Below are 26,273 nucleotides of genomic sequence, written 5' to 3' on the forward strand. Positions count from 1 at the left end.
TTTAATTTTTGACGAGTCTTATTTTTCATACAGTCAATAATTTATTATAGCACGTTTTCATATCATTTGCGAACAAAGGAAAAACGAAAGAGAGGAATCCTCATTCGGGTAATTTCCCAAAGTAATTTCCACTTTAGCTTTCGAAGTGGAAATTAGTCTAAAACGGATTTTTATGGTGGAATTAAGTCTGAGACGTTTGTGTTAGAAATGAGTCCTTACTATGACAAAATATAAACACCTTACCCTCTCAGACCGCAATGACATCCAACTTGGCTTAGAACGTGGAGAAACCTTCAAAGCCATTGGACAAACTATCCTAAAAGATCCTACTACCGTTTCCAAAGAGGTCAAACGTAACAGACAGGTCAGAACCTCTACCAGTGATGGGCTTCCTTGCCCTCTCATTGATAAATCCCCATTTGTCTGTAACGGATGTCCTAAGAGAAGACAAAATTGTGGCTACAAGAAAATCTTCTACCTCGCTAAACAGGCTCAAAAACAATACGAACAAACCCTCGTTGAGGCTCGAGAAGGAACACCTCTCAACTCTCAAACGTTCTGGGATATGGATAAAGTCATTTCTGATGGTGTGAAAAAGGGACAACACATCTATCACATCCTTAAAACGCATAACCTTGATGTCAGTTCCTCAACCGTCTATCGACACATCCGTAAAGGATACCTTTCTATCGCTCCTATTGATCTGGCTAGAGCTGTAAAATTCAAAGAAAGGCGCAAATCTATCCTGCCTTCTATCCCTAAAGAAGCTAAAAAAGGGCGTTCTTATGAGGACTTCCAAAACTACCTGACACATAGACAACTGACCTCTTGGCTTGAAATGGACACCGTTATTGGACGGGTTGGCGGAAAAGTATTACTCACCTTCAATTTGTCTTTCTGTAACTTTATCTTCGCTAGACTTCTGGACAATAAAACCGCTCTTGAGGTCGCTAAACACTTCTATGTCATCAAGAACACACTTTATGAGGCTGATAGAAATTTCTTCGATGTTTTCCCTATCATTCTTACAGATAATGGCGGAGAATTTGCCAGAGTTGATGACATCGAGATGGATATCAGAGGTGAGATTAAACTATTCTTTTGTGACCCTAATCGCTCTGACCAGAAAGGAAAAATTGAGAAAAATCACTCCCTTATTCGCGATATTCTACCAAAGGGAACTTCTTTTGATAACTTAACTCAGGACGATATCAACCTAGTCTGTTCTCATGTCAATAGCGTGAAACGCGCTGCTTTGAATGGGAAATCAGCTTATGAGCTCTTTACCTTTACCTATGACGAAGAACTGGCTAAACTTCTTGGCATTTCCTTAATTCCCGCAGAAGACGTCTGTCAGTCCCCAAAATTACTCCAACATAAATTCTAAAAACTAATCTAAATATAAGCCACTCAAACGTCTCACACTAACTTCCACCATAACGGAACTTAATCTGAAACGCTTTCAGATGAGGGGATTTTGTGTACCCTTTTTTCACCTAAATTCGCCTAAAAATGCAATAAAATCAACCATTATAAAAACCAGTGGAACTTACCCTGACACGGATTTCCACTGGTTGTTAGAGGTTTTATCAGATTAACTTCCACTTTAACAGACGGTGGAAGTTAGTTTGGGAATTTAGCGAATCCTCATTCGTCCCATTTTCAGGACACTTTTGAGTCTCTCCCTCTCTTTAGTTCTTTTTAACCTGAATTTCGCAAACCTGTTGCAATACCGTTAATGGTGATGTGAACCAATTTCTCTTCTTTGTCACTTAATTTTCCTGCACGCAGGCGATTGATTAATTCAATTTGGATATAATTGAGAACATTGAAATATGGTAAACGGTAATCTAGACTAGCTTTAAGATTTGGCAATTCTTCTAACAAGTCATCGTGTTGTTCAATTTGTAAAATGATATTTTTGGTTAATTGCCATTCGTCAAGTATCACATTGAAAACATCGCGCACTGCTTGGTCCTCACACATTTGAGCATAACGAAAGGCAATGTTCATGTTTGATTTTGAGAGTACCATATCGACATTTGACAATAGTGATTTAAAGAATGGCCAATTTTGATACATCTCTTGAAGTTTTGCTAGGTTACTCTTATCTTGGTCAATAAAATGCTTGAAACTAGATCCGACACCATACCAGCCAGGGAACATGATTCGATTTTGCGACCAAGAAAATACCCAAGGAATGGCACGTAGACCTGAAATTTCAGTAATCGTCTTACGAGCTGCTGGGCGTGATCCGATATTTAAACTTGACACTTCTTTAATCGGACTAGCCGTCATGAAGTAGTCATAAAAATGAGGATTGCCAAAAACCAAGTCTCGATAAATCCGGTTACTATCTGCTACAATTTTGTCCATATCGGCACGATAGCCATCAATTTTAGTGCTGTCAACAATCTGGTTAGTGACCATGCGACCCAAGGTTGCTGATACTAGCATCTCAAGATTGTAATAAGCTGCATCCTTATTGCCGTATTTATTACCAATGACTTCACCTTGCTCTGTCAAACGAATTCTGTCCTTAATCGTACCAAATGGCTGTGAGGTAATCGCATCGTAAGAAGGACCGCCACCACGACCAACGGTACCACCACGACCATGGAAGAAGGTGATTTTCACTCCATTGTCTTGACCAATTTTCGTCAACTCATTCTGAGCCTTGTAAAGCGTCCAACCTGATGATAAATACCCACCATCCTTATTAGAATCTGAATAACCGAGCATGATTTCTTGATAGCCGTTCTGACTGCTAATCCAATTTTTCACTAAATCAAGCGCCAGGTACTCTGTCATTGTCTCAGAGGCTCTATCTAAATCTTCAATCGTTTCAAATAGAGGAACAATCTGCACGCGCGCACGTTCCGTATCAACGAGACCAACTTCTTTTAGCATAATAGCCAATTCTAACATATCTGAGACATTCTCCGTGTGAGAAATGATATGCTGTTTGATAACCTCTTCGCCCAATTTATCTTTAAGCTCACGAGCAGCTTGATAAATAGCGAGTTCCTTTTCTAGAAGTTCTGATTTTTCAACGTGGGTAGCTGATAAGAGGCGTGGGTCGTCTTTTAGTTCTGTCAAAAGCAGAGCAACTTTATCTTGTTCAGAGAGTGCTGAATAGTCAGCTTCAATATTGGCAGCTTTTAGTAATTCTGCTACGCAGGCTTCTTGGATAGAAGAATCTTGACGCAAGTCAATTGATGCTAGGTAAAAACCGAAGATACGCACCGCTTCTAGTAACTCTGCCAAGTCACCCTTAATCAGATTTTCACCCTTATTTTCAAGAAGAGATTGTTTGATGGTGATCAGGTCTGCTTTAAAATCGCTCGCCTTATCATAGCGAGGAGAGAGATCCTGATTTTCTGTCAGATAGCGTTTAGTATTGGTTAATTTTTCTGTGATGTAATGAAACGCCTTACGGTAGAGCTCTTTTTCACGGTAGATAGAAGTATCAGAAGATTGCTCTGCTAATGTTTTGACACCATCAGATGTGCCAACCAATCCAACTGACAAGGCAAAGGCTTCATAAAGCTCCGCTATTTTCCCTAAATAATAAGACAGGATAACCTCAGCCTGAGTTTCTGCTGATAAACGCAAGGTCTCCGCCGTTACGAAAGGATTACCGTCGCGGTCTCCACCAATCCACATGCCCATCGTAATCGGTTTTGGAGCATTAAGAGGAAGGCCTTTTTCTGTCGCCAGGCGCTGATATTCAGTGGTCAAAGTCGTAATCGCTGGAATCAATGAGGTTTGATAATACTCGGTGACATTGGTGATTTCATTTTTTACCTTGAGCTTTTTCTCACGAATAATATCAGACTGCATCATGAGGTCAATCTGGCGACGAAGATCATCCATCCACTTGTCCTTATTGAGCAAGCCCATGCGGACATCACGGTAACGGCGCAATAATACGTGAATGTTTTTGGTTAAGCCCAACATGGTTTTGCGTTGCACTTGAGTGGGATGGGCGGTTAAGACAGGCACAACTGTGACATTTTGTAAGACGGAAAGAGCTTCTGGATTTTGTGAAACTTGTTCAATCGTTGTCGACAACTTACCCAGATAGTCTTTGCTCATATTATTTTGGTAATTGACTTCATAAGCTAAATCCACGTCTTCAGAAATGTTAATCAGAAGTGGCAAGATTGCAAAATAACGTGCAATGACTTCCATGTCCTCTGTTGAAATAGTTGCAATTTCCTTTTCTAAAAGCTGGTATTGTTTGTCTTTAGATAGCTGGGTTAAGTGTTGAATCTGATCAAAAACTTTTTGTCCTGCTAAATGTTGCACGGTTTCATCAAGCAAGTCTGTCAAAATGACGACTTCTTCTCTGATAACCTGTCCTGTACTTGCAGTTTCTAATTTTTCCATGCGATAACTCCCTGTTAATAAGGTATAGTGTAAAAATCATTTATAATCTAATGTTCTCATTTTACTATTTTTTATCAGAAAAGAACACTAAAAAAACAATTAACTTGCTATTTGTTCGTAAAATACCTGATTGCAATAGCAAACTGACAAAAACAGCTATTTTTGCTATACTGAATGAGATTATTAATATAGAAATGGAGCCTCCTATGGAACTCAAACCACGTTCAGAATTCCCAGAAAATGAACTTTGGGACTTAACAGCCCTCTACAAAGATCGCGAAGACTTTTTACTCGCTATCGAGAAAGCCTTGGCTGATGTTGCTCAGTTCAAACAAAATTACGAAGGCAACTTGAAAACCACAGATGATTTCACCGCTGCGCTTTATGAATTGGAACAAATTTATATCCAACAGAGCCACATCATCAATTATTCTTTCATGCCACAAACAACTGATTTTAGCAATGAAGAATTCGCTGAAATTGCTGCCAGTGGTGATGATTTCATGACCAAAGCTAGTGTAGCGCTCAGCTTCTTTGACACTGCATTGGCAGAGGCTGACGATGCCGTTCTTGATGAACTCGAAAAAAATCCTCATTTTAGCTCTGCTATTCGTCAGGCCAAACGCCAAAAGGCCCACCTGCTAGCTCCTGAAGTGGAAAAAGCCATCACTAATCTCCGTGAAGTGCTAGGGGCACCTTATGACATCTATACGAAGATGCGTGCTGGTGACTTTGCTATGGACGATTTTGAAATTGATGGCAAGGTTTATAAAAATAGTTTTGTGACCTATGAAAATTTCTATCAAAATCACGAGGATGCTGTGGTTCGTGAAAAAGCCTTTCGTTCGTTTTCAAAAGGTTTACGCGCTCATCAAAATGCCGCTGCCGCTGCTTACTTAGCTAAGGTAAAATCGGAAAAATTATTGGCTGATATGCGTGGTTATGACTCTGTCTTTGATTACCTCCTAGACGAACAAGAGGTTGACCGTGCCATGTTCGACCGCCAAATTGACCTTATCATGAACGAATTTGGTCCTGTGGCTCAACGCTACCTTAAACATGTGGCAGCTGTTAACGGTCTTGAAAAAATGACCTTCGCTGACTGGAAACTCGATATTGACAATGAACTCAATCCAGAAGTTTCCATTGATGATGCCTACGACTTAGTGATGAAATCAGTTGCTCCGCTTGGTCAAGAATATTCGCAAGAAGTAGCTCGCTACCAATCTGAGCGCTGGGTTGACTTTGCTGCTAATGAAAACAAGGATTCTGGTGGTTATGCCGCTGACCCTTACCGCGTCCACCCTTATGTTCTCATGAGCTGGACTGGTCGTATGTCTGATGTCTATACTTTGATTCATGAAATCGGACACTCTGGCCAATTTATCTTCTCAGATAACAACCAAAGTTTCTTCAATGCCCACATGTCAACCTATTTCGTAGAAGCTCCGTCAACCTTGAATGAATTGCTCCTTAGCGATTATCTCGAAAATCAATTTAACAACCCACGTCAAAAACGTTTCGCACTTGCTCATCGTTTGACAGACACCTACTTCCACAACTTCATCACTCATTTGCTCGAAGCAGCCTTCCAACGCGAAGTCTATACCTTGATTGAAAATGGTGGAACCTTCGGAGCGGAAAAACTCAACAGCATTATGAAAGACGTCCTTAGCAAGTTCTGGGGAGATGCTGTCGAAATTGATGACAATGCCGCACTCACTTGGATGCGTCAAGCACACTATTACATGGGGCTTTACAGCTACACTTATTCAGCTGGTCTCGTGATTTCAACTGCTGGCTACCTTAACATCAAAAATAACCCTGACGGAGCGAACCAGTGGCTTGATTTCCTCAAATCAGGCGGCAGCAAGACACCACTTGATTCATCCCTTATCATCGGCGCTGATATTTCAACCGAAAAACCGCTCCGCGATACCATCCAATTCCTCAGCGATACCGTTGATCAAATTGTTGCGTATAGTGCAGAGTTGGAGAAGTAAATATCCTAAAAAGAGGCTGGGACAAAATAGTTCTCAGTCACAAAAAAGCTAGAGATTCCCAATAGTGGAACTCTAGCTTTTTAATTTTGAGTTATTCTCTTATTGTATTTTAGGAGATTATTAGCCATGAGTACCAATCCCATGTCAATTGTCACCTGACGTTTACCTCTTAGATTACATCTCTTGTAACCCAAACAAGCCTTTATCTGCCCAAAAACAGGTTCCACATCAATCTTGCGTTGAGCGAAAATCTGTCTTGCCCAACCTCTTTATTTTCTTCGATTTTAGCATCTTTTTTAAGGTTCTTCTATTCTTAGTCGTCATTTTGACATTTTTATTCTTCCCAATAGACCGGTTCTACTAAAAGTGCTAAGATAGTCTAAAAGGAGTTATACTATGACACAATTTTATGATTTTTCTGTTTCAAAGCAAGATGGCACATCATTTAGCTTAGAGCACTATAAAGGCAAGGTCCTTCTCGTTGTTAATACAGCCACCGGTTGCGGTTTAACGCCTCAATACGAAGGGTTACAGGCGCTCTATGATCAGTTTCAGGACAAAGGTTTTGAAGTACTCGATTTTCCGTGTAACCAGTTCAAACAGCAGAGCCCAGGGACAGCAGAGGAAATTAACACTTTCTGTAGCTTAAATTACAATACAACCTTTCCACGTTTTGCTAAGATTGAGGTTAATGGCAAAGCTGCTCATCCTCTTTACCAATGGATGAAAGAAGAGCAAAAAGGTGCTTTTGGAAAAGTGATTGAATGGAACTTTACAAAATTCCTCATTGACCGCGAAGGTCATGTGGTTAAACGCTTTGCACCAACAACTGCACCTGAAAAATTGATTGCTGAAATTGAAAAACTACTATAAAAAACGCTAGAAAATTTTCTAGCGTTTTTTATTAACGATGGCTGATTTTACGCGTCAGCAAATCCCCTACCAACTGAATCATCACAATAATCAAGAGAATTAACAGGGTTGCCACCCATATCACATCATGGTGTGAACGTCCATGACCATAAGAGATAGCAACATTACCGAGACCGCCAGCACCGATAGCGCCAGCCATTGCCGTTTCTCCAACTAAGGAAATTAAGGTCACTGTCGATACACGAATTAAATCGGGTAAACTTTCTCCCAAATACACACGGATGACATCAAACGTTGTGGCTCCTGATGCTTGTGCCGCCTCGATAACTCCACGATCAACTTCTGCCAATACAACCTGAACCTGACGTGTAAAGAAGGCAAAAGTCGCAACTGATAGAGGGACAATAGCCGCCGTTGGACCAAGGCTAGTATTTACTAACAGCTTTGTCACTGGGACAATAACTGCTAATAAAATGATAAAAGGCACTGCACGAAAGACTGACGTTACCTTGTCAAGGATATGAAAGACTGTTTTATTTTCAAGAACTCCACCAGGAGCTGTCAACACAAGAAACAGACCTGTCAAAAGTCCCAAACTACCACCAATAATAAATGCCCAAAAAGTCATGTAAAATGTTGTGTAGGTAGCTGCTAGCCAGCCGTTTTCGCCTGTCAATCCAATTTTATAAACGTGAGGAAGATTTGTTTTAATCCACTCTATCATGATTTTTCACCTCTTTTCAATACTGTCAATCCCACACCTGCCTCTAAGATAGCATGCTCCGCAGCTGCCAAGGAACCTGCTGCTCCAGATAAGACGACAATCAGCTCACCAACTGGTGTATCATCTAAAATTTCAATATTACCATACAAAATATTAGCCGTCACTTCAAAACGTTTGTAAATCTCATTTAAGATAGGCTCATCCGTGGTGTGCCCTGCATAATTGAGCTGAGCTAGTAGGCTATTTTGTGCCAAATTTTGGACAATTTCTTGTTTTTCAATCTTGACCAAGGCATCATCAATGCCAGTCGCTGTTGTGATAAACTCCTGTGTCAAAGCCTCTTTAGGATTTGAGAAAATGTCAAGAACAGAACCTTCCTCAATCAAATGACCGTCCTGCATGACTGCTACACGGTGACAAATGTCTTTAACGATTTGCATTTCGTGAGTAATCATGACTATGGTAAGTCCTAACTTGCGATTAAGCTCCTGCAACAAGGCTAAAATTTGCTTAGTTGTCTTTGGATCCAACGCTGAAGTTGATTCGTCAGAAATTAGAATTTCTGGATCATTAGCAAGGGCACGCGCAATCGCCACACGCTGTTTTTGCCCTCCTGAAAGCTGAGCAGGGTAGTTATCAGCTCGGTCCGCCAAGCCAACTAAACTTAATAGTTCCTCAACTTTCGCCGCACGCTCTGCTTTTGTCAAATGAGAGTGACGAAGCGCAAAAGCAACGTTTTGACGAGCTGTTTTTTGTGCCATCAAGTTAAAATGCTGGAAAATCATCCCAATTTTTTGACGTTTCTGGCGCAACTGAGCAGGACTTAGCTGCACTTTGCCATCTGCAAAAGTCACATCACCAGCCACTGTAATTTTACCAGCTGTCGGCACCTGAAGAAGGTTAATCACACGGACTAATGTTGATTTCCCCGCTCCTGAATAGCCAACGATACCATAAATCTGTCCCTTGTCAATGGACACAGAGACATCCTTAACTGCTTCAATCACACGTTTTTTCTGGTGAAACGTGATATCAATATGTTCTAGTTGAATAATGGGTTTACTCATAAGATTTTATTAACTCCTCAATCATTTCAATATGGGTGTAGTAATCTGCCATTTTTGCATTTTCATCTCCACCGTGGTCTCGGCTATTTGGATTTCCTAGGCCAAAAGATACAATCGGTACTTCAAGCGCTGCAAAAACTTGGTGCATCGGACCTGTTCCAGCTGTTGTTGGCAGAACAGCGACGCCCTTTGGAGAGAATTTTTTAGCAATGTCAATAGTATTTAAAATAGCTGGCGCAGTCATGTCACTACGGTAGCCTTCTTCACCCAAAGTATAAATTAGTTTGACCTTATCAAAACCATTTTTTTGCAGCTGCTTTTCAATTTTCGTCAAGACATCATGGGGTTCCATACCAGGCACCAGACGTACTTCTAATTTAGCAGAGGCTTGACAAGGAATAATCGTTTTAACACCCTGCCCTTGGTAACCTGTGCTTAGTCCTTGTATGGTCAATGATGGCTCAAAGAATAAACGCTTCAGAAGCTCTGCTTTATCATCCGTCAAAAACGGTAGTTTTAAGTCATAAAGGTCACGTAAATCCTCTGACTCAATGTAGGCAAATTGATGTACTAAATCAAGCTCACGAGCCGTTGGTGGCGTCACACCATCATAGATGCCGTCCACCAAAATACGTCCATCAGCCGCACGAAGACTTGATAGGGCATTGATTAAATACCAACTACTACTATCAATCACACCGCCAAATTTTGAATGGATATCAACCTCTGCACTTTCAACAACTGCATCAAAGGTAACAATCCCCTTTGTCCCACCAGAAAGTTCCATCTGACCTTGAGCATTAAAAATCCCTTGCTCCCAAACCAAAAGCTCTGCCTTTGATAATTCAGGTTGGTATTTTGCTAAATACTTCTCCAAATCAACCGATGCGGATTCTTCGGCACCTTCAATGATGAAAATAATATTTACTGGCAATTCAGTCACTACTTTACGATATTTTTGAACGCCTGTCAAACGTGCAACAATATGTCCCTTGTCATCATCAACTCCACGCCCATACATATAACCATCACGAACATCCAAAGTAAAAGGCGCAGCAGTCCAAATTTGGTCACTGTCTGCTGGCTGAACATCATAGTGATTGTAGAAAACAAGTGTCTTTGCATCCGCTTTTTGGCTGGCAAATGTCGCCATGACAAAAGGAGCAGCAAAACTATCATCTAAAACCACATCTGCACCTGCTTCTTCAAATAGGGTAACTAAATAGTGAGCAGCATCATCTAAACCAATATTTTGAGCAAAAACACTTTTAATGGCAACTAATTCTTTTAATTTATCAAAATAATACTGTGCCGTCGCATCATTGTAAAATTTTTCCAACTGCTTTTGATCGTTGTTATCTACCATTTCCTAATCCCTCACTAGATATCCTCTAAAAAAACAAATATAGCGTGCTTTCACACGCTGATATTTATTGACAATTTAGTTAAATGTTGGAGCGCCTTCCCATGCTGGAATGTCAATTCCTTTTGATGTTTCGTTAAGCACTTTGGCAATCTCATCCGTTTGGTAAACTGAGATCAATTTTTTAATGGCATCAGCCTTGTCTGATTTTTCCCAATCTTTTTGAGCTGCGATAATGTTAACCCATTGTTTAGAACCTTCGTTTACTTCTTCTTTGTAAAGAGAAGTTTTATAGTCAATTCCTGCAGACTGTGCAAAAGCATTATTGATAATAGCTGCATCCACAGATACTAGGTTTGCTGCAAGTTGATCAGCTGCAACTTCTTTAATGGTAACGTTCTTGCTGTTTTTAACAATGCTATCAAGCGTCGCAATTTCACCTTTAGGTACTTCAAGATCAATGATACCAGCACTTTCAAGAACATAGAGGGCACGGCTTTCATTTGTCGCATCGTTTGGTACTGCAATCACAGCACCTTCTGGTAATTCAGAAACCTCTTTATACTTAGCTTTGCCACCTTCAGCACCTGAGAAGAGGTGGATTGGACTAAGAAGTGTGTCCGCTGCGGCTACTAAGTCACCATCATTTTCTTTGTTCCAGTTGTTTAAGAAATCATAGTGTTGGAAAGCATTGACATCCACTTCACCATTATCAAGTGCAGTGTTAGGTTGTGTGTAGTCAGTGAACTGAACAAAGTCTAAAGTAACACCTTCTTTTTTAGCCAAAGCTGAAATTTCATCCCAGAGTGGCTCTGTTGTATCATCAAATGCCATAACGCCAACCGTTAATTTTTCACCCTTGTCGCTTGCTTTGTCTTCTTTACCTGAAGATGGTGCGCAGGCTGCCAAAAGTGCTGCTGCTGCCAAAGTTGTTGTTAATCCTAGAATTTTTTTCAATGTCATAATATCCTTACCTCTTCTAATTTTTTAAGATGTGACTATTATGCCATAGGTAGCTATAGATTTCAAATTGTTAAAACTAAGGTTTTTGTATAGTTAAAAACTATAACACTACAAATATTGGCGTGGCACACGTTGGCTCAAAAGGCAGAGCACTTCATAGTTGATGGTATCACGATGCTGAGCAATGTCAGTTGCTGAGATAGCCTCATCACCATTTTTACCAATCAGAGTAACTTCTGTCCCAAGAGGATAGGATTTTGGCAACTTAATGGTCATTTGGTCCATGGAAATACGGCCAACAATTTGACAATAGTTTCCGTCAACTAAAACATGGAAATTTTGAGTATCACGTGTCCAACCATCCGCATAACCAATCGGAACTGTCGCAATGTACTCATCGTTTTTAGTTTGATAAGTCGCACCATAACCAATCGTTTTCAGAGCTGGAAGTTTTTTGACATGAATAACCTGTGTCGAAAGCGTCAAAGCTGGTTTCATTGGATAAGGTAATTCCAAAACTTGTCCACTAGGGTTTAGTCCGTAAATAGCAATCCCTAGTCGCACAGCATTGAAAATGCCTTCTTGATGCCAGAGACTTGTTGCTGAATTACTAGCATGGACAAGAGTAGGTATCTCTTCCAACTCAGACAAGTGTTGTTTGAAGCTCTGCAATTGTCCCAAAAAATGACGATCATCAGCTTCATCAGCTGTCGCAAAGTGGGTGAAAATCCCTTCAACATGAGCACCTAATTCTTTTAATCGCTGCTGTGCTTGTTTAGTGTCAGAACTTTTCCGAAAACCGATACGGCCCATACCTGTATCCAACTTGAGGTGGACTTTTAGGCCTGTCAAATCATAAGAACGCGCAAAATCCAACCACTCTAAACTAGCTACAGTAACAGTAATTTTTTGAGAGATTGCTAATGGTAATTCCTCCGGCATGATCACACCTAAAATCAAAATTGGTTTGATAAGCCCTGCCTGCCGCAATTCAAGCCCCTCATCAAGATTAGATACACAAAAATAATCCACCTGACGCTCGATGTGTTTAGCAACTGCAACTGCACCATGCCCATAGGCATCTGCTTTAACAACCGCAAAACTCTGAGTATTTTCTGGCAGATGACTTTTTATAGTCTCAATATTGCTAGCAATGGCTGATAAATCAACCGTTGCCTTAGTTGGACGATGAATGCTTGTAACCATAGTATAAGATCCCAAGAACGCCGAGAAAGCGATTAGAATTTTAGGAAATCAACGTAGTGTGCTTGCACACAAGGCGATTTATCTAAATTCCGAGCTTTCCGTTCGGGTTCAATTCCTTTCATTTTCCTCAATACTTTCTAAAATGACACTAGCCTGGACAAAAGAACCGCTGTGAGAGATAGATAAATGCACCTTCCCTTCAAATGGTGAGGCAGTCACAATCGGCGCCCCCTTACTATCTTTCAATATTTCAATATCTTGGAAAGATAAGCCAACAAATCCAGTTCCCAAGGCTTTTGAAAAAGCCTCTTTTGCCGCCCAACGTCCCGCTAAAAATTCATAGGTACGAGGAGCTTTAAGCGTCTGAAAGAGCTCTAATTCTTTTGCTGTAAGAATTTTATGGGCAAAGTTCTGCTTTTTATCATAAGCCCGTTGGATAGCAGAAATATCCTGCAAATCAATCCCATGTCCGTAAATCATAGGTTCTCCTTTTCCAAAAAGAAAAACCAGCCTAAGCTAGCTTTCTTTCTATTATACCACTACTTTGATAAAGTCGCATAAATTTCCTGAACAAGTTCCTCAGTTTTCTCCCAACCTAGGCATGGGTCTGTAATAGATTTACCAAAAATTTCTGGACTATCTTGGCGTCCATCTTCGAGGTAAGACTCAATCATGAAACCACGAACATATTGACGAATTTTCTCATTCCAATCACGGTTGATAAGCGTTTGGCGGACAATACGAATTTGTTCTAAATACTGCTTGCCTGAATTATCGTGGTTGGTATCAATCACAATAAATGGATTCACCAATCCCATTTTTTCATACTGGGTAATAGCTTTCAACAAAATATCGTAGTAATAGTTTGGCTCGTTTTCGCCATGCTCGTTCACCGCTCCGCGAAGGATAACATGGGCAAGTGGGTTACCATCTGTATCAACCTCAGCATTTTGGAAAATAAAATTCTGACTGTTTTGAGCGGCGTAAATGCCATTGAACATCACATTGAGGTTTCCAGAGGTTGGATTTTTCATCCCAACTGGAGCATCTATTCCTGAAGCAACAAAGCGGTGCTCTTGATCTTCAACAGAACGTGCACCAATCGCATGGTAAGACACCAAATCATCAACCAAACTGAGATTTGATGGATAGAGCATCTCATCTGCTGTGGTTAACCCTGTCTCAGTGATGACACGGTAGTGAAGATTACGTACCGCAGCAATACCATTGATTAAATCTGGTAATTTTGAGGTGTCTGGCTGGTGCATCAATCCTTTATAGCCATCACCATTGGTGCGTGGTTTAGCCGTGTAGACACGCATCACCATAAAGATTTTGTCTTTGACCTTTTCTTGGAGAGCAGATAGGCGCTTAGCATATTCCAAGACTGCCTCTTCATTGTCTGACGAACAAGGCCCAATCACTAAAAGGATACGGTCATCTTCCCCTTTTATAATACGTGATAATTCTTCATCACGTGCTATTTTATCAGCCAAAAACTGGCCTTCTAATTTTGATAATTCTTTTACTTTAGCAACGTCAATCGTCGCAGATTTTTGATGAATAGCCATCGCTTAATCTTTAGGTCAAAAAATAGGGCCATTAACACACAACAGCGCTACTTTCCTTGAAAGTGTTCCTCGCTAACCAAAGACACACCCCGACCTATCTCCTTTCTTATTCCAATTTATACTTCCAGCAAACTCAGATTCTTTTATCACAACATCCGATATTGGTCATAGTGAATTCATCCGCTTGTTTTTTTATTTCAGTATAAAAATTGTTTCTATTATACCACTTCAAAAATGCTTTTCCAAGATATTTTTCAGAAAATTAAGTTAATTTATGCCTTTAACATCCTAAATAGTTTTTGAGAGCTGGAATGATTTTCTCACCATCACCGACACCACGTCCATAAATCTCATCAAATTTATCAGGATTTTTTTCGAGACGACCTATTTTTAGGGCTTCTTTTGGACGAATAGCAAATAACTGTCCTTCTTTTTCCATCTGAATAATATTTTCAACCTGAGTGTTATAATGCTGATAACGTTTTGAAGCCACTGCCACAAAGTTAGGATATTTTTGATAAAAAAGTCTGTAAAGTCTGCCACTTGAAGACTTCTTTCGATAATCCAGTGGTTGCGTCAAAATCACAATTAACTTATCAAAACCCAAACTTTTCGCAAAATCTACGGGAATCGAATCCGAAAGACCACCGTCTAAATACTTTTTCCCCTTATAAGTGACAATTTCATTGGCTAGGGGCAAAGCAGAGCTGGCACGAAGGGCTTCCATTTGTTCAAAAACATCATCAATTTTAATATAATCTGGTTTGCCTGTTTCAATATCAGTTGTAACCACATAAAAAGGAGTCCCTGACTGAGCAAATCTTTCCTGGTCAAATTTATCTAATTCCATAGGAATTTTATAGTAAGCCATATCCTTATTGACAACATTTCCTGTTTTCACCCAAGAACGAAATCCCATGTAATTTTTATCTTTGATAAAACGCTTGTTATAACGAAGAGCTCTGCCTTTTTGCTGAGAAAGAAAATTAACACCAAAAAGAGCACCTGCAGATACAGCTACAACCCCATCAACTTTGATTCCTGCATCCAAAAACGCATCTAAAACGCCAGCGGTATAAAGTCCACGCATACCGCCACCTTCCAATACCAATCCAACAGTCATCTCCCTATCCTCCTTCATGGTTTTGGTGATTATTATAACAAAATTTCCAAAAAAATGGTTAAAAAGAAGGCCGTAGCCTCCTCATTTATTGACTGATATTGCCATACATCTCTGGGCGTCGGTCACGGAAGAGCCCCCAGTTCAAACGCTCATTGGCACCTTTGTCAAGGTCGTAAGTTACGATAAGAACCGCTTCTCCTTCACGCTCAGCAACAGTTAATATTTCTCCTGTCTCGTCTGTCATAAAGGACGAACCGTAGAAATTCAAGCTCGATTCCTGTCCACCATTTTCCACAGATGGCGTCACATGCTCCACGCCAAAGCGGTTAGCTGAAATAACTGGTGTAATATTAGCTGCAGCATGACCTTGCATGGTGCGTTGCCAGTGATCTTTACTGTCTGTATCCAAAATAGGTTCTGATCCAATTGCTGTTGGGTAGAATAATAATTCTGCACCGTTTAAAGCAAGGCTTCGTGCTGTTTCTGGGAACCATTGATCCCAACAAATGCCAATCCCAATCTTGGCATAGCGTGTAGCCCAAACTTTGAAACCAGTATTTCCTGGAGTGAAGTAAAACTTCTCTTGATAATAATGGTCATCTGGAATGTGGGTCTTACGGTAAACACCTAACACCTCACCTGTCGCATCAATAACAGCAATGGAATTATAGAGGACATTACCATCTTTCTCATAAAAGCTAATCGGTAAAACCACCTGCAACTCTTTAGCAATTGGTTTGAAGTGTAAAATAGCCGTATTTTCTTCTACGGATTGAGCATATTGGTAATACTCATACTGGCGTTCTTGGCAGAAATAAGGACGTTCAAACAATTCTGGCAAGAGAATAATCTGCGCCCCTTGCTCTGCTGCTTGGCGAACCAAACGCTCTGCTGTTTTAATGTTTTCAGCCACATCAAGCTGACACTGCATCTGAATGGCAGCAACGGTTACATGTCTCATCATTTTCCTTTCTCTACAATGGAATTTGCTGGGTGATACAGTGAATATTTCCCCCACCTAATAAAATATCACGTGCTGGAATACCTACAATTCGGCGATAAGGGAACAACTCTTGCAAAAGTTCACAGGCCAACTTGTCTTTAGAGTCATTAAATTGAGGAACAAGCACAGCGTCATTGGTAATGTAAAAATTCACATAGCTAGCTGCAAGACGTTCTCCAATTTCACGTTCGTCTTCCCCTTCAGCAAATTGATAACCTTGCAAATCATGTTCATCAATGACCTGAGTTTTATCTGGAATATGCATTTTATAAACCGTTAACGGGCGTCCTTTGGCATCTGTTTCTGCTTCTAAGACTTTAAGATTAGCTAATGACATGGCATATTGAGGATCATTTTCATCATCTGTCCAAGCAAGGACAACCTTGGCTGAGCCAACAAAGGCTGCAACATTATCCACATGCTCATTCGTCTCATCTTGGTAAATGCCGTATGGTAACCAGATAACCTTTTCCATTCCTAAAAATTCTTTTAAGCGTTCTTCAATCTCTTCCTTGGTTAATTCAGGATTTCGCCCTGGGCTGAGCAAACAAGACTCTGTCACTAATAAGGTTCCTTGACCGTCTGTGTGAATAGCTCCGCCTTCAAGCACAAAAGGTTTAGCATTATAAATAGGCATATTCAGATGACGAGCCACGGCATCCGCTAGCAAATTATCTTCCTGATAGTCTTGATAAAGACCGTCAAAATCACCGCCCCAAGCGTTAAATTCCCAATCAAGTGCCAATTTATCACCTTGTGTATTGGTCAAGATTGTCGGCCCCGTATCACGCGCCCAAGCGTCATTACTTGGAATATCAAGGTAGGTAACCGCATCTCCTAGATAGGATTTTGCTTCCTCACGGTGGGCATCATCCACAATCAAGTACACCTTTTCACTATTGGCAATTTCTGTCATGATACGCGTAAAGGCTTCCTTAGCACCTTTTCCATCATAGGCCCACGAACCAGGTCTTGTTGGCCAAATCATCAGGGTGCCGTGGTGAGGATAATACTCAGCAGGCATGCGAAAGCCTAATTGTTTCGGTGACGTCATTAAGATAACCTCCCCTTGAAATCTTCGTAGCCAAAGGCTTTGATCAAACGGCAATCCCCATTCTTATCCATAAGGTAGAGACTTGGTAGTCCAATACCGTTAAAGGTATTATTTTTAACAAAAGAGTAGATGGCCATATCTTCAAAGTAAAGGCGGTCGCCGATTTCGACAGGCTTTTCAAAGCTATAATCACCGATAATATCCCCTGTCAAGCAAGTATTTGAAGACAGGCGATAGGTAAAGGGCTTTTCATTAGCCTCAAAACCATTGCGAAGTGGAGGACGATACGGCATTTCCAAAACATCTGGCATGTGACAGGTCGCTGATGTATCTAGAACCAAAGTATTGATCCCATTTTCGACGATATCCAAGACCTCTGTCGCCAGATAACCAGCATTAAGGGCAATAGCCTCGCCCGGTTCAATATAAACGTCCACATCGTACTTGGCTTTGATGCGCTTGATTTCAGAAATCAGTAAGTCAACATCATAATCCTCACGCGTCACATGGTGACCACCACCAAAATTCAACCACTTGACTTGATACAAATACTGTCCAAACTTCTCCTCAACTGCTGCCAAGGTTGTGACCAAGTCATCGGAATTTTGCTCACAGAGGGTATGGAAATGGAGACCATCCACCAAATCCATCACCTCTGGATTAAACTTGTCAATCGTCACGCCAAAGCGTGAACCGTAGGCACATGGGTCATAGAGGGCATGGTCACCTTGCGTTGAACACTCTGGATTGATCCGCAAACCGACACTAACGTTAGCCGCTCTGCATTTATCACTATGCTTGCGCAACTGGCGCTCCGAGTTAAAGACGATGTGGTCTGAGATTTCCAAAACCTCATCAATCTCACTGTCTTTAAAAGCTGGAGCAAAAACGTGAACTTCCCCAGGAAATTCTTCACGTCCTAAACGAGCTTCATAGAGCCCACTGGCTGTTGTTCCAGAAAGGTAACGGCTAATCAAGGGATAAGTCGCATAAAGGGAGTAAGCCTTCTGAGCCAATAAAACTTTACAGCCTGCTTCCTCCTGAACACGCGCCAAAATCTGTAAATTCTTTTCCAACTGCCCTTCATCAATGACATAAGAAGGCGTTGGGACTTGTTCCAATCTCATTAGTCCACCAATTGAGGATTTTCAACCACTACCCACGGAAGTCCGTATTTGTTCAAAGCTTCCATGAATGGGTCTGGATCCAATTCTTCCAAGTTAAAGACGCCAGGCTGTTTCCACGTACCGTCCATCACTAATTTTGTTCCAATCATAGCTGGCACACCTGTTGTGTAAGAAATGGCTTGAGAACCCACTTCTGCATAGCATTCTTGGTGGTCACAAACATTGTAGATATAGATGGTTTTTTCAACCCCATCTTTGATACCAGTAAAGATACAGCCGATATTTGTCTTACCAACCGTACGTGGGCCAAGGCTGGCTGGATCGGGAAGTAAGGCTTTCAAAAATTGAATTGGGACGATTTCTTGTCCATTAAAGTTGATTGTGTCTGTACGAAGCAAACCAACATTTTCCAAACATTTCATGTGAGTGAGATAGCTTTGACCAAAGGTCATAAAGAAGCGAATGCGTTTCACACCTGGAATATTTTTAGCCAAAGATTCGATTTCTTCGTGGTGAAGAAGGTACATGTCTTTTTGACCAACTTCTGGGAAATCATATTCACGTTTGATTGACATCGCCTCTACTTCAACCCATTTACCATCTTCCCAATAAGAACCTGGTGCTGAAACCTCACGAAGATTGATTTCAGGGTTAAAGTTTGTCGCAAATGGGTAACCGTGGTCACCACCATTACAGTCCAAAATGTCAATGTAGTGAATTTCATCAAAATAATGTTTCAAAGCATAGGCAGAGAAAACGCTCGTCACACCTGGGTCAAAACCAGAACCAAGTAGAGCAGTCAAACCAGCTTCCTTGAATTTCTCTTGGTAAGCCCATTGCCATGAATAGTCAAAGTAAGCTGTGAAACCAAGTTCCTCACAGCGTTTTTCATAAATGGCACGCCATTCTGGATCCTCAGTATTTTCAGCCTCATAGTTAGCTGTGTCAATATAGTGCACACCCGTTGCCAAGCAAGCATCCATAATGGTCAAATCTTGGTATGGAAGAGCAACGTTCAAGACTGCTTCTGGTTTATAGCTGTTAATCAACGCAATAACTTCATCCACATTATCCGCATCAAGGGCTGCTGTTTCAATTTTCGTGCTTGTTTTCCCCTCTAGTTTAGCCTTCAAGTCATCACATTTTGACTTGGTACGGCTGGCAATCATAATTTCTTGAAAGGTATCGCTATCCTGACAGATTTTTGAGATAGCAACTTGGGCAACGCCCCCACATCCAATAACTAATAAACGACTCATTTTCTTCCTTCTTCCTCTTCTAAAATATCCTCAACGTACTTGGGCAACATAAAGGCCCCCACATGTAAATTGGCAGTATAATATTCGGTAAATAGCTGGCGCTCTTTCCATTGGTCTTTTTTAAAATCCTCAATGGGATGGTATTTTTTTGACGCAAACCCAAACAACCAATAACCAGCTGGACTGGTTGGAATATGCGCTTGATACACACGACTAATTGGGAAAGACTGGGTAGCCTTACGATGCATGCTGCGGCAAGCCGATTCATCCTCATCAAAGAAGGGACTTCCATGCTGATAAATCATAATCCCATCTTCTTTCAGTGCGCGGTAACTATTGCCATAAAATTCCTTGGTAAACAAACCTTCCGTATGTCCAAAAGGATCTGTAGCATCGTTGATGATAATATCGTACTCTGCTTCGCAATTTCTCAAAAAACGCAGACCGTCTTGGTGGTAAATGTTCACTCGAGGGTCGTCCAAACCCTGAGCAAAATCAGGGAAATACTGGCGACAAACCTCAACCAACATCTCATCAGGCTCAACAATATCAATTTGTTCCAACTCTGGGTACATGGTCAATACCTGAGCAACACCACCATCACCACCACCTAATACTAAAACTTTTTTAGGATTAGGGTGAACTGCCATCGGTACATGAGCAACCATCTCATTGTACACAAAGTCATCTGCGTCTGAGAAAAGGACATGCCCATTCAAGACAAGAATTCGACCAAAAGCAGGTGTTTCCAACACCGCAATATCTTGCCATTCGCTTTTTCCTGAGTACAATTGCTGCGCGGTACGAAGCGATAATTTCACATCTGGTGTGTGAACTTCTGAAAACCACATATCCATCTAGCAGCCCTCCTTGATAATATTGATGACATTAACCTCTGGATCTTCTGTTCCTTGAAGCGAACAGCCTCTGTCTTTGGCAAATTGAATGTAATCAACCAAGTCCTGTGTTACTCGCTCACCCGGAGCTAAAATAGGAATCCCCGGTGGGTAGCACATGACAAATTCACCACAGACAGACCCAACAGCCCCTTGCAGGCTAACACTCTCTCGGCTAGCATAGAAAGCTTCTTGTGGCGACATAACCACCTCTGGTTGAATATACTCTCCCGTAATCAAGTCCTTGCCATCTCGTGAATAGAGGCGTTTAATATCTGCTAAAGCACCGACCAAACGTTCAATATCCTGAATACGGTCTCCAATCGAAATGTAGGCTAGAATATTACCAATATCGCCAAACTCAATCTGGATATCATATTCATCTCGCAAGAGGTCATAGACCTCAATACCAGTCAAGCCAATTCCTTGTGTATAGACTGATAACTTGGTCACATCATAATCATAAACCGATACACCATCAATCAATTCCTTGGAATAAGCATAATAGCCACCAATCGCATTGATTTCACGACGCGCATACTCCGACAGTTCAATAACTTTTTCAAAGGATTCTTTGCCACGAAGAGCCAGATTGCGTCGAGAAATATCAAGACTTGACATGAGCAAGTAAGATGCTGATGTGGATTGTGTCAGGTTAATGATTTGACGCACGTATTCCGCATTCATATCCGGTCCAAGCAGAAGAATCGAGCTCTGTGTTAAGCTACCGCCTGATTTGTGCATGGATACTGCTGCCATATCAGCGCCAGCATCCATTCCAGAAATCGGTAATTGCTCCGTAAAGTGTAGGTGGGCACCATGTGCCTCATCAACCAACACTTTCATTCCTGCTGCGTGTGCCATCTCTGTCAGACCTTTCAAGTCTGAACAAATGCCATAGTAGGTTGGATTATTGATTAATACAGCCTTAGCATCTGGGTGTTCCTTGATAGCCTGTGCCACTCGGTCATTTTCCAAGCCCAGAGCAATTCCAATTCGAGGATTAACGCTCATCTCAATGTAAATCGGAATCGCACCGCAAAGCACCAAGGCATTGATCGCAGACTTATGCACATTTCGTGGCAAGATAATCTTATCTCCAGCCTTACAGGTCGCTAAAATCATCGCCTGGACTGACGACGTTGTCCCTCCAATCATCAAGAAGGCATGTGCTGCGCCAAAAGCATCCGCCGTCAATTCCTCAGCCTCTCGGATAATCGACACGGGGTGGCCTAAATTATCCAAGGGTTTCATGGAATTGACATCAATCCCAACACATTTTTCGCCTAAGAGTTCCACTAATTCTGGATTGCCTCGACCACGTTTGTGCCCTGGCACATCAAAGGGAACAATGCGTTTCTTGCGTAAATTCACCAACCCATCGTAAATGGGTGCACGGTGTTGATTTTTTCTTGTCACTGTCTCTCCATTCCTACCATCTTCTCACGGTTGAAAATGCCTTTCCAAACCGTTTCTTTCTGTCTCTTGTCAAACAAAAAGAGCAGGGTATGCTCCTGCTCTACAATCGTTTTTTGTTCACGTTTTGATTTCTTCTTTATGAGTATCTGGGGCTAGATGTTTCCTACTCTCAAGTGCAAATATGACGTACTTTATTGACCGTTTCACAAGATGACGTGTGCTTTCACCACACTAAAATAACTATGAATTAGGAATCTTTCCTAACATCAACTGTAAAATTTGGGCTTCTAACCCAATCAATAATGGGAGCAGAACATTACTGTACGATTCCCGCTTCGGCATTCCCCTGCCTGTCCGTAGGCATTTTTTACTCGGGGTATATTTGCTAGAAACATCTTTTGGATACTTATTCTAGACAAAAAGTATTCTAACAGAATCTTAAGAAACCGTCAATAACTTTTTATCATTTTTGTATTTTTCTAAAATTCGTTCGTTATTGACGAACAAAAAAGAGATTGAGACAATTCTCAACCACTTTTGTTATCATAGATAGACCAACTTACAATTCAGCAATTTGATAAAGTTCCACTTCTGCCTGTGTTTCTGTACCAAACATGCTGAGCATTAATTTCACTTTATTACCATCAATTTCTACCACACGACCTTCTTGTCCCATAAAGGCACCGTCAATGATTTGAACAACATCACCAGCTTTAATATTGGTATCAATGATATCCACTTTTTGTCCCATTGAAATGAGAATAGCGCGGATTTCTTCTTCCAAAAGTGGTGTTGGTTTTGAACGGTTACCATGTGATCCAACGAAACCTGTAACGTTTGGCGTGTTACGAACAACAAACCAAGCTTCATCTGTCATCACCATTTCAACCAAGACGTAACCAGGGAAACGATTCTCTTCAACTTCTTTAGTTGTTCCATTTTTTTCAAAACTAACGGTTTGTGTTGGAATAATAACCTGTAGGATATTATCTAACATGTCATAAGTCTGAGCGCGTTGTAAAAGGTTCTCTTTTACCTTGTTTTCGTAACCTGAATAAGTTTGAAGGACAAACCAGCCCTTATCAAATGAATCTAACATTTCATGCTCCTTTGAATAATTATAGTCTTTTGTTTTTCTTGAATTTTAGATGGTACCATAAGACCTGAAAAAAACGATATAAAAAAGCCGGCGATGCGGCTCTATGTCTTACTGATATTATACCACAGTTTTGACCAAATAAGCCATAACATCTGCTTATTTTATAAGACTTTTTCTTAGAATTTATCAAATAAACTCAAGAGACCACCTGAAATCAAACGGTCAAATAAGAAAATGATCAAAGTGAAAAATGCGGTATATTCAAGAACTGAGATAAAATCATACCAACGTTGTTTACGAGTTGGCCAAGTTGTATTTTTCAAAACTTGAAAAATGCCTTTGATAAACATAATATTTTTGTACTCCTCATTTAAATTAAACGGTTCATTCAAATCCGTATATTACTTTTAATAGGTATTGAAAACCTAGGATAAAACAACTTTAGCTATCGCACTACTGCGAAACTCAAATACTAACTGTTTTACCCCATTCTCAATCACCACTAGCGTGTTTCTTTATGTAGAGTATATCCTTTACAGTGCTTACAAAATTTTTTAACTTCTAAGCGTGTCGGTTTTGGATTGCTACCAACAGAGATGGAATAGTTACGACTACCGCAATCTGCACACGCTAAACTTGCTTTTTTCTGTGCCATACTGCCTCCATAACTGCCATTATACCATGTTAACATGCTCTTTGCAACTTATCTAAAGTAATCAACAATACTATTCCAAATATTTTCAGCATTCTCCTGAATAGATGAGTCTTGCAAAGCTTTTTCTAAGTCTTCTTTGGCCTTAGTCGCTGAATCTCTCAAATCATCAATAATGCTACGCGATTCTTCCTGGATGTCTTGTGCTGAGGCATCATAGACAGCCTCAATGCCATTAGCAAAGTAGGCATTCGTCACCGAAAAATCGGTCCCCTGTGTATAAGGTAAAACCGTGCTAGCTACCGCACTAAAGAGAGCTGAGGAATTTCCGTAAGGATCAACAATATAATGGCCCTCATCCGTCTTGTCATAACCAATCCACTGTGAAATCACGACATCGGGTGTATAACCAATAACCCACTGGTCACTGACTACATCTGGGTTGAAGCTTGCTTCGTTCGTGCCAGTCTTACCAGCCATCGTATAGCCGTAAACATTCGCCGAAGTAGCTGTACCATTAGTAAATGTTCCCAACATCATACTTGTCATCTTATCAGCGACAGACTTGCTTACTACACGTTGAGCTGATGGTGTATAGGCCTTAACTTTTTCACCACTAGCTGTTTCAATTCGAGTAATAAGATGCGCCTTATTCATCACTCCATCATTAGCAAAGGTGGCATAAGCTTGCGCCATCTGCAAAGGACTGACGGCCATACTAGAACCTAATGCTACTCCTAATTCTTCTGGGACATCCGACATATTAAAACCAAATTTTTTCCCATAGGAGAAGGATTTTTTCACATCGATTTGGTCTAGGGTATAGACAGCTGGAATATTATAGGAATTCGCCAAAGCTTGATACATTGGTAGATCCTCCGTCTCAATTCCTCCGTAGTTTGATGGGGCATAGCCATTAAAATCGCGACGAGTATTTGGCAAGAGCTCATCAATGCTCCAACCTGACGCAATAGCAGGGGCGTACACCAGAAGTGGCTTAATAGCTGAAGCTGGGCTACGGCGTCCCTGAGTAGCATAGTTAAAGCTTCTAAATGCTGCATTCTCACTACTATTAGAACGCCCAACCAAACCTCTTACTCCTCCAGTTTTAGGATCAAGGGCTACGCTGGCAGCCTGAGTGGTTTGCCCATCAGCTGCAACAAAAATATAATTATCATTATCCAACGTCGCCTGCATACCCGTTTGATAATTTTGATCAAGCTCCGTGTAAATTTTATATCCATTATTTAAGATATCCTTTTCACTCAGCCCATAAGTCTCAATCGCTTCGCTGATAACCGCATCAAAGTAAGAAGGGTATTTATAATCGTCCATTTTTCCAGAATAAGTATCTGCCAGACGGTTTCCCATTCCCACAGTCATCGCACTATCAGCCGTTTCTTGGCTGAGATAGCCTGCCTCAACCATTCCTTGTAAGACGGTATCACGACGATTGGTCGCCTGTTCAATAGAATAATAAGGGTTATAAATCTCCGGTCCTTTAAGCATTCCAGCTAGGGTGGCTGCTTCATCTAGAGAAAGATTAGCTGCGCTGGTACCAAAATATTTCTGGCTGGCATCTTCAACTCCCCAGACCCCATTTCCAAAGTAGGCGTTGTTCAGATACATGGTCAAGATTTCTTGCTTGCTATATTTTTTGGTTAGTTCTAGTGCAAGGAAGAATTCTCGTGCCTTACGCTTTACCGTTTGGTCCTGAGTGAGGTAAGCATTTTTTGCCAATTGTTGTGTGATGGTAGAGCCACCACCCGATTTCCCAAGGGTCAGCACTGCTAAAATCGTACGCTTAAAATTAATCCCTTTATTTTCATAAAAGGTACGGTCCTCCGTTGCCAGCACCGCATTTTCCAAATCATCAGAAATCGCATCGAGTTCAACATAGGTTCCCTTTTGTCCAGTCAAAGAGCCTGCATATTCCTCATTGCGATCATAAATGACTGTCGTCGCTTTGAGGGCTTCTTGAAGGTCAGAAACCTTAGCAGTCTTTGCGAGGTAAAAAAGATAACCACTAACCAGTAGGACAAAGCCTGCCATGGTAATCAAGACAATCTTCCCAAGATGGTAACGACGCCAGAATTGACGCAGAGGATTTTGAGGGGCTAGCTTTAAACGATCCGCCTGCTTCAAAAACTCAGGCTTCCTCACCTCTTTTTGCTGATGGTTACGGCTACGTTTATAGCGTGAAACTGGTTCTTCAGTCTCAGCAAGCTCAGGCTGAGCAATATCAACGTCATTCTGATCTACTTCTTCATCAGTCGCCATATCCATATCAACTGCGTCTTGTTGCCTTTGGAGCTCAGCCTTTTCTTTTTGATATTGGCTAGGTAAAAATTTTTTCTTCAATAATTCTAAAAATGTCATAAGAAAATTATATCACAGCTATTTCTTTCTTGGCTTAACCAACCATTTTGATTAAGAAAAAATCAGCCCTAAGGCTGATAAAATAATAAAAAGCCAGCTG

The 26,273-nt window shown here is 41.0% G+C and carries 22 protein-coding genes and 1 pseudogene; 3 read left to right on the plus strand and 20 right to left on the minus strand.

All coding sequences use genetic code 11. From position 1 onward, the window contains the following. Positions 1 to 220: 220 nt before the first annotated feature. Complete coding sequence (locus tag AB6M99_RS08320; protein WP_369350352.1) at positions 221 to 1,387, plus strand: IS30 family transposase; 1,167 nt, start codon at positions 221 to 223, stop codon at positions 1,385 to 1,387. Between the two features lie 314 nt (positions 1,388 to 1,701). Here AB6M99_RS08320 and ppc read toward each other — a convergent pair whose 3' ends face one another. Then, on the minus strand, positions 1,702 to 4,392 hold the full coding sequence (ppc, locus tag AB6M99_RS08325; protein ID WP_121835548.1) for a phosphoenolpyruvate carboxylase: 2,691 nt from the start codon (positions 4,390 to 4,392) through the stop codon (positions 1,702 to 1,704). A gap of 206 nt (positions 4,393 to 4,598) precedes the next feature. On the opposite strand from ppc, the gene pepF reads away from it, so the two are divergent. Further along, a complete protein-coding gene (gene pepF / locus AB6M99_RS08330) occupies positions 4,599 to 6,395 on the plus strand; it encodes an oligoendopeptidase F (protein WP_369351229.1) in 1,797 nt (598 codons plus the stop codon). A gap of 80 nt (positions 6,396 to 6,475) precedes the next feature. Here the strand turns inward: pepF and AB6M99_RS08335 are convergent. After that, a pseudogene (locus AB6M99_RS08335) lies at positions 6,476 to 6,652 on the minus strand (transposase); the annotation flags it as partial. Between the two features lie 139 nt (positions 6,653 to 6,791). On the opposite strand from AB6M99_RS08335, the gene AB6M99_RS08340 reads away from it, so the two are divergent. After that, on the plus strand, positions 6,792 to 7,268 hold the full coding sequence (locus tag AB6M99_RS08340; protein ID WP_121835544.1) for a glutathione peroxidase: 477 nt from the start codon (positions 6,792 to 6,794) through the stop codon (positions 7,266 to 7,268). A gap of 31 nt (positions 7,269 to 7,299) precedes the next feature. On the opposite strand, the gene AB6M99_RS08345 is transcribed toward AB6M99_RS08340, so the two are convergent. The 18 genes from AB6M99_RS08345 to pbp2a all read right to left on the minus strand — a co-directional run bounded on the left by AB6M99_RS08345 (position 7,300) and on the right by pbp2a (position 26,173). Beyond that, positions 7,300 to 7,992: a methionine ABC transporter permease gene (locus AB6M99_RS08345; protein WP_121835542.1), complete on the minus strand. Its 693-nt coding sequence runs from the start codon at positions 7,990 to 7,992 to the stop codon at positions 7,300 to 7,302. After that, positions 7,989 to 9,059 carry a methionine ABC transporter ATP-binding protein gene (locus AB6M99_RS08350; protein ID WP_121835540.1) on the minus strand — a complete coding sequence of 357 codons (1,071 nt, stop codon included), beginning with the start codon at positions 9,057 to 9,059 and terminating at the stop codon, positions 7,989 to 7,991. Before AB6M99_RS08350 ends, AB6M99_RS08345 begins: the two co-directional genes overlap by 4 nt. Continuing rightward, positions 9,052 to 10,425, minus strand: coding sequence for a M20/M25/M40 family metallo-hydrolase (locus AB6M99_RS08355; protein ID WP_121835538.1), 1,374 nt, complete (start codon positions 10,423 to 10,425; stop codon positions 9,052 to 9,054). Before AB6M99_RS08355 ends, AB6M99_RS08350 begins: the two co-directional genes overlap by 8 nt. A 75-nt stretch (positions 10,426 to 10,500) precedes the next feature. Continuing rightward, positions 10,501 to 11,385: a MetQ/NlpA family ABC transporter substrate-binding protein gene (locus AB6M99_RS08360; protein WP_121835536.1), complete on the minus strand. Its 885-nt coding sequence runs from the start codon at positions 11,383 to 11,385 to the stop codon at positions 10,501 to 10,503. Between the two features lie 108 nt (positions 11,386 to 11,493). After that, on the minus strand, positions 11,494 to 12,591 hold the full coding sequence (gene alr / locus AB6M99_RS08365) for an alanine racemase (protein ID WP_121835534.1): 1,098 nt from the start codon (positions 12,589 to 12,591) through the stop codon (positions 11,494 to 11,496). Positions 12,592 to 12,699: 108 nt separating this feature from the next. Beyond that, the gene (gene acpS, locus AB6M99_RS08370; RefSeq protein ID WP_121835532.1) at positions 12,700 to 13,071 is read right to left on the minus strand and encodes a holo-ACP synthase; all 372 of its coding nucleotides are present in this window, start codon (positions 13,069 to 13,071) and stop codon (positions 12,700 to 12,702) included. Positions 13,072 to 13,130: 59 nt separating this feature from the next. Next, positions 13,131 to 14,162, minus strand: coding sequence for a 3-deoxy-7-phosphoheptulonate synthase (locus AB6M99_RS08375; RefSeq protein WP_121835530.1), 1,032 nt, complete (start codon positions 14,160 to 14,162; stop codon positions 13,131 to 13,133). Positions 14,163 to 14,442: 280 nt separating this feature from the next. Continuing rightward, positions 14,443 to 15,285 (minus strand): patatin family protein, encoded by an 843-nt coding sequence (locus tag AB6M99_RS08380; protein ID WP_369350525.1) that lies wholly within the window; start codon positions 15,283 to 15,285, stop codon positions 14,443 to 14,445. A gap of 85 nt (positions 15,286 to 15,370) precedes the next feature. Then, positions 15,371 to 16,246 (minus strand): N-carbamoylputrescine amidase, encoded by an 876-nt coding sequence (gene aguB, locus AB6M99_RS08385; RefSeq protein WP_121835525.1) that lies wholly within the window; start codon positions 16,244 to 16,246, stop codon positions 15,371 to 15,373. 13 nt (positions 16,247 to 16,259) lie between these two features. Next, positions 16,260 to 17,342, minus strand: a complete 1,083-nt coding sequence (gene aguA / locus AB6M99_RS08390; RefSeq protein ID WP_121835523.1) for an agmatine deiminase — start codon at positions 17,340 to 17,342, stop codon at positions 16,260 to 16,262. Continuing rightward, positions 17,342 to 18,469, minus strand: coding sequence for a carboxynorspermidine decarboxylase (nspC, locus tag AB6M99_RS08395; RefSeq protein ID WP_121835521.1), 1,128 nt, complete (start codon positions 18,467 to 18,469; stop codon positions 17,342 to 17,344). Before nspC ends, aguA begins: the two co-directional genes overlap by 1 nt. Beyond that, positions 18,469 to 19,728, minus strand: coding sequence for a saccharopine dehydrogenase family protein (locus AB6M99_RS08400; RefSeq protein WP_121835519.1), 1,260 nt, complete (start codon positions 19,726 to 19,728; stop codon positions 18,469 to 18,471). Before AB6M99_RS08400 ends, nspC begins: the two co-directional genes overlap by 1 nt. Further along, the gene (gene speE / locus AB6M99_RS08405) at positions 19,725 to 20,585 is read right to left on the minus strand and encodes a polyamine aminopropyltransferase (RefSeq protein ID WP_121835517.1); all 861 of its coding nucleotides are present in this window, start codon (positions 20,583 to 20,585) and stop codon (positions 19,725 to 19,727) included. The genes AB6M99_RS08400 and speE overlap by 4 nt, the downstream gene beginning before the upstream one ends. Beyond that, on the minus strand, positions 20,586 to 22,043 hold the full coding sequence (locus AB6M99_RS08410) for an aminotransferase class I/II-fold pyridoxal phosphate-dependent enzyme (protein ID WP_369350526.1): 1,458 nt from the start codon (positions 22,041 to 22,043) through the stop codon (positions 20,586 to 20,588). It abuts the gene before it with no gap. Between the two features lie 559 nt (positions 22,044 to 22,602). After that, positions 22,603 to 23,142: a transcription termination/antitermination protein NusG gene (gene nusG / locus AB6M99_RS08415; RefSeq protein ID WP_121835513.1), complete on the minus strand. Its 540-nt coding sequence runs from the start codon at positions 23,140 to 23,142 to the stop codon at positions 22,603 to 22,605. Between the two features lie 176 nt (positions 23,143 to 23,318). After that, positions 23,319 to 23,495 (minus strand): preprotein translocase subunit SecE, encoded by a 177-nt coding sequence (secE, locus tag AB6M99_RS08420; protein WP_121835565.1) that lies wholly within the window; start codon positions 23,493 to 23,495, stop codon positions 23,319 to 23,321. 149 nt (positions 23,496 to 23,644) lie between these two features. Beyond that, entirely contained in the window at positions 23,645 to 23,797 is a 153-nt protein-coding gene (gene rpmG / locus AB6M99_RS08425) for a 50S ribosomal protein L33 (RefSeq protein WP_121835511.1), read from the minus strand. Between the two features lie 48 nt (positions 23,798 to 23,845). Then, entirely contained in the window at positions 23,846 to 26,173 is a 2,328-nt protein-coding gene (gene pbp2a / locus AB6M99_RS08430) for a penicillin-binding protein PBP2A (RefSeq protein WP_121835509.1), read from the minus strand. Between the last annotated feature and the right edge of the window lie 100 nt (positions 26,174 to 26,273).

The organism is Streptococcus hillyeri (genome assembly GCF_041081565.1).
Taxonomy (GTDB): Bacteria; Bacillota; Bacilli; order Lactobacillales; family Streptococcaceae; genus Streptococcus; species Streptococcus hillyeri.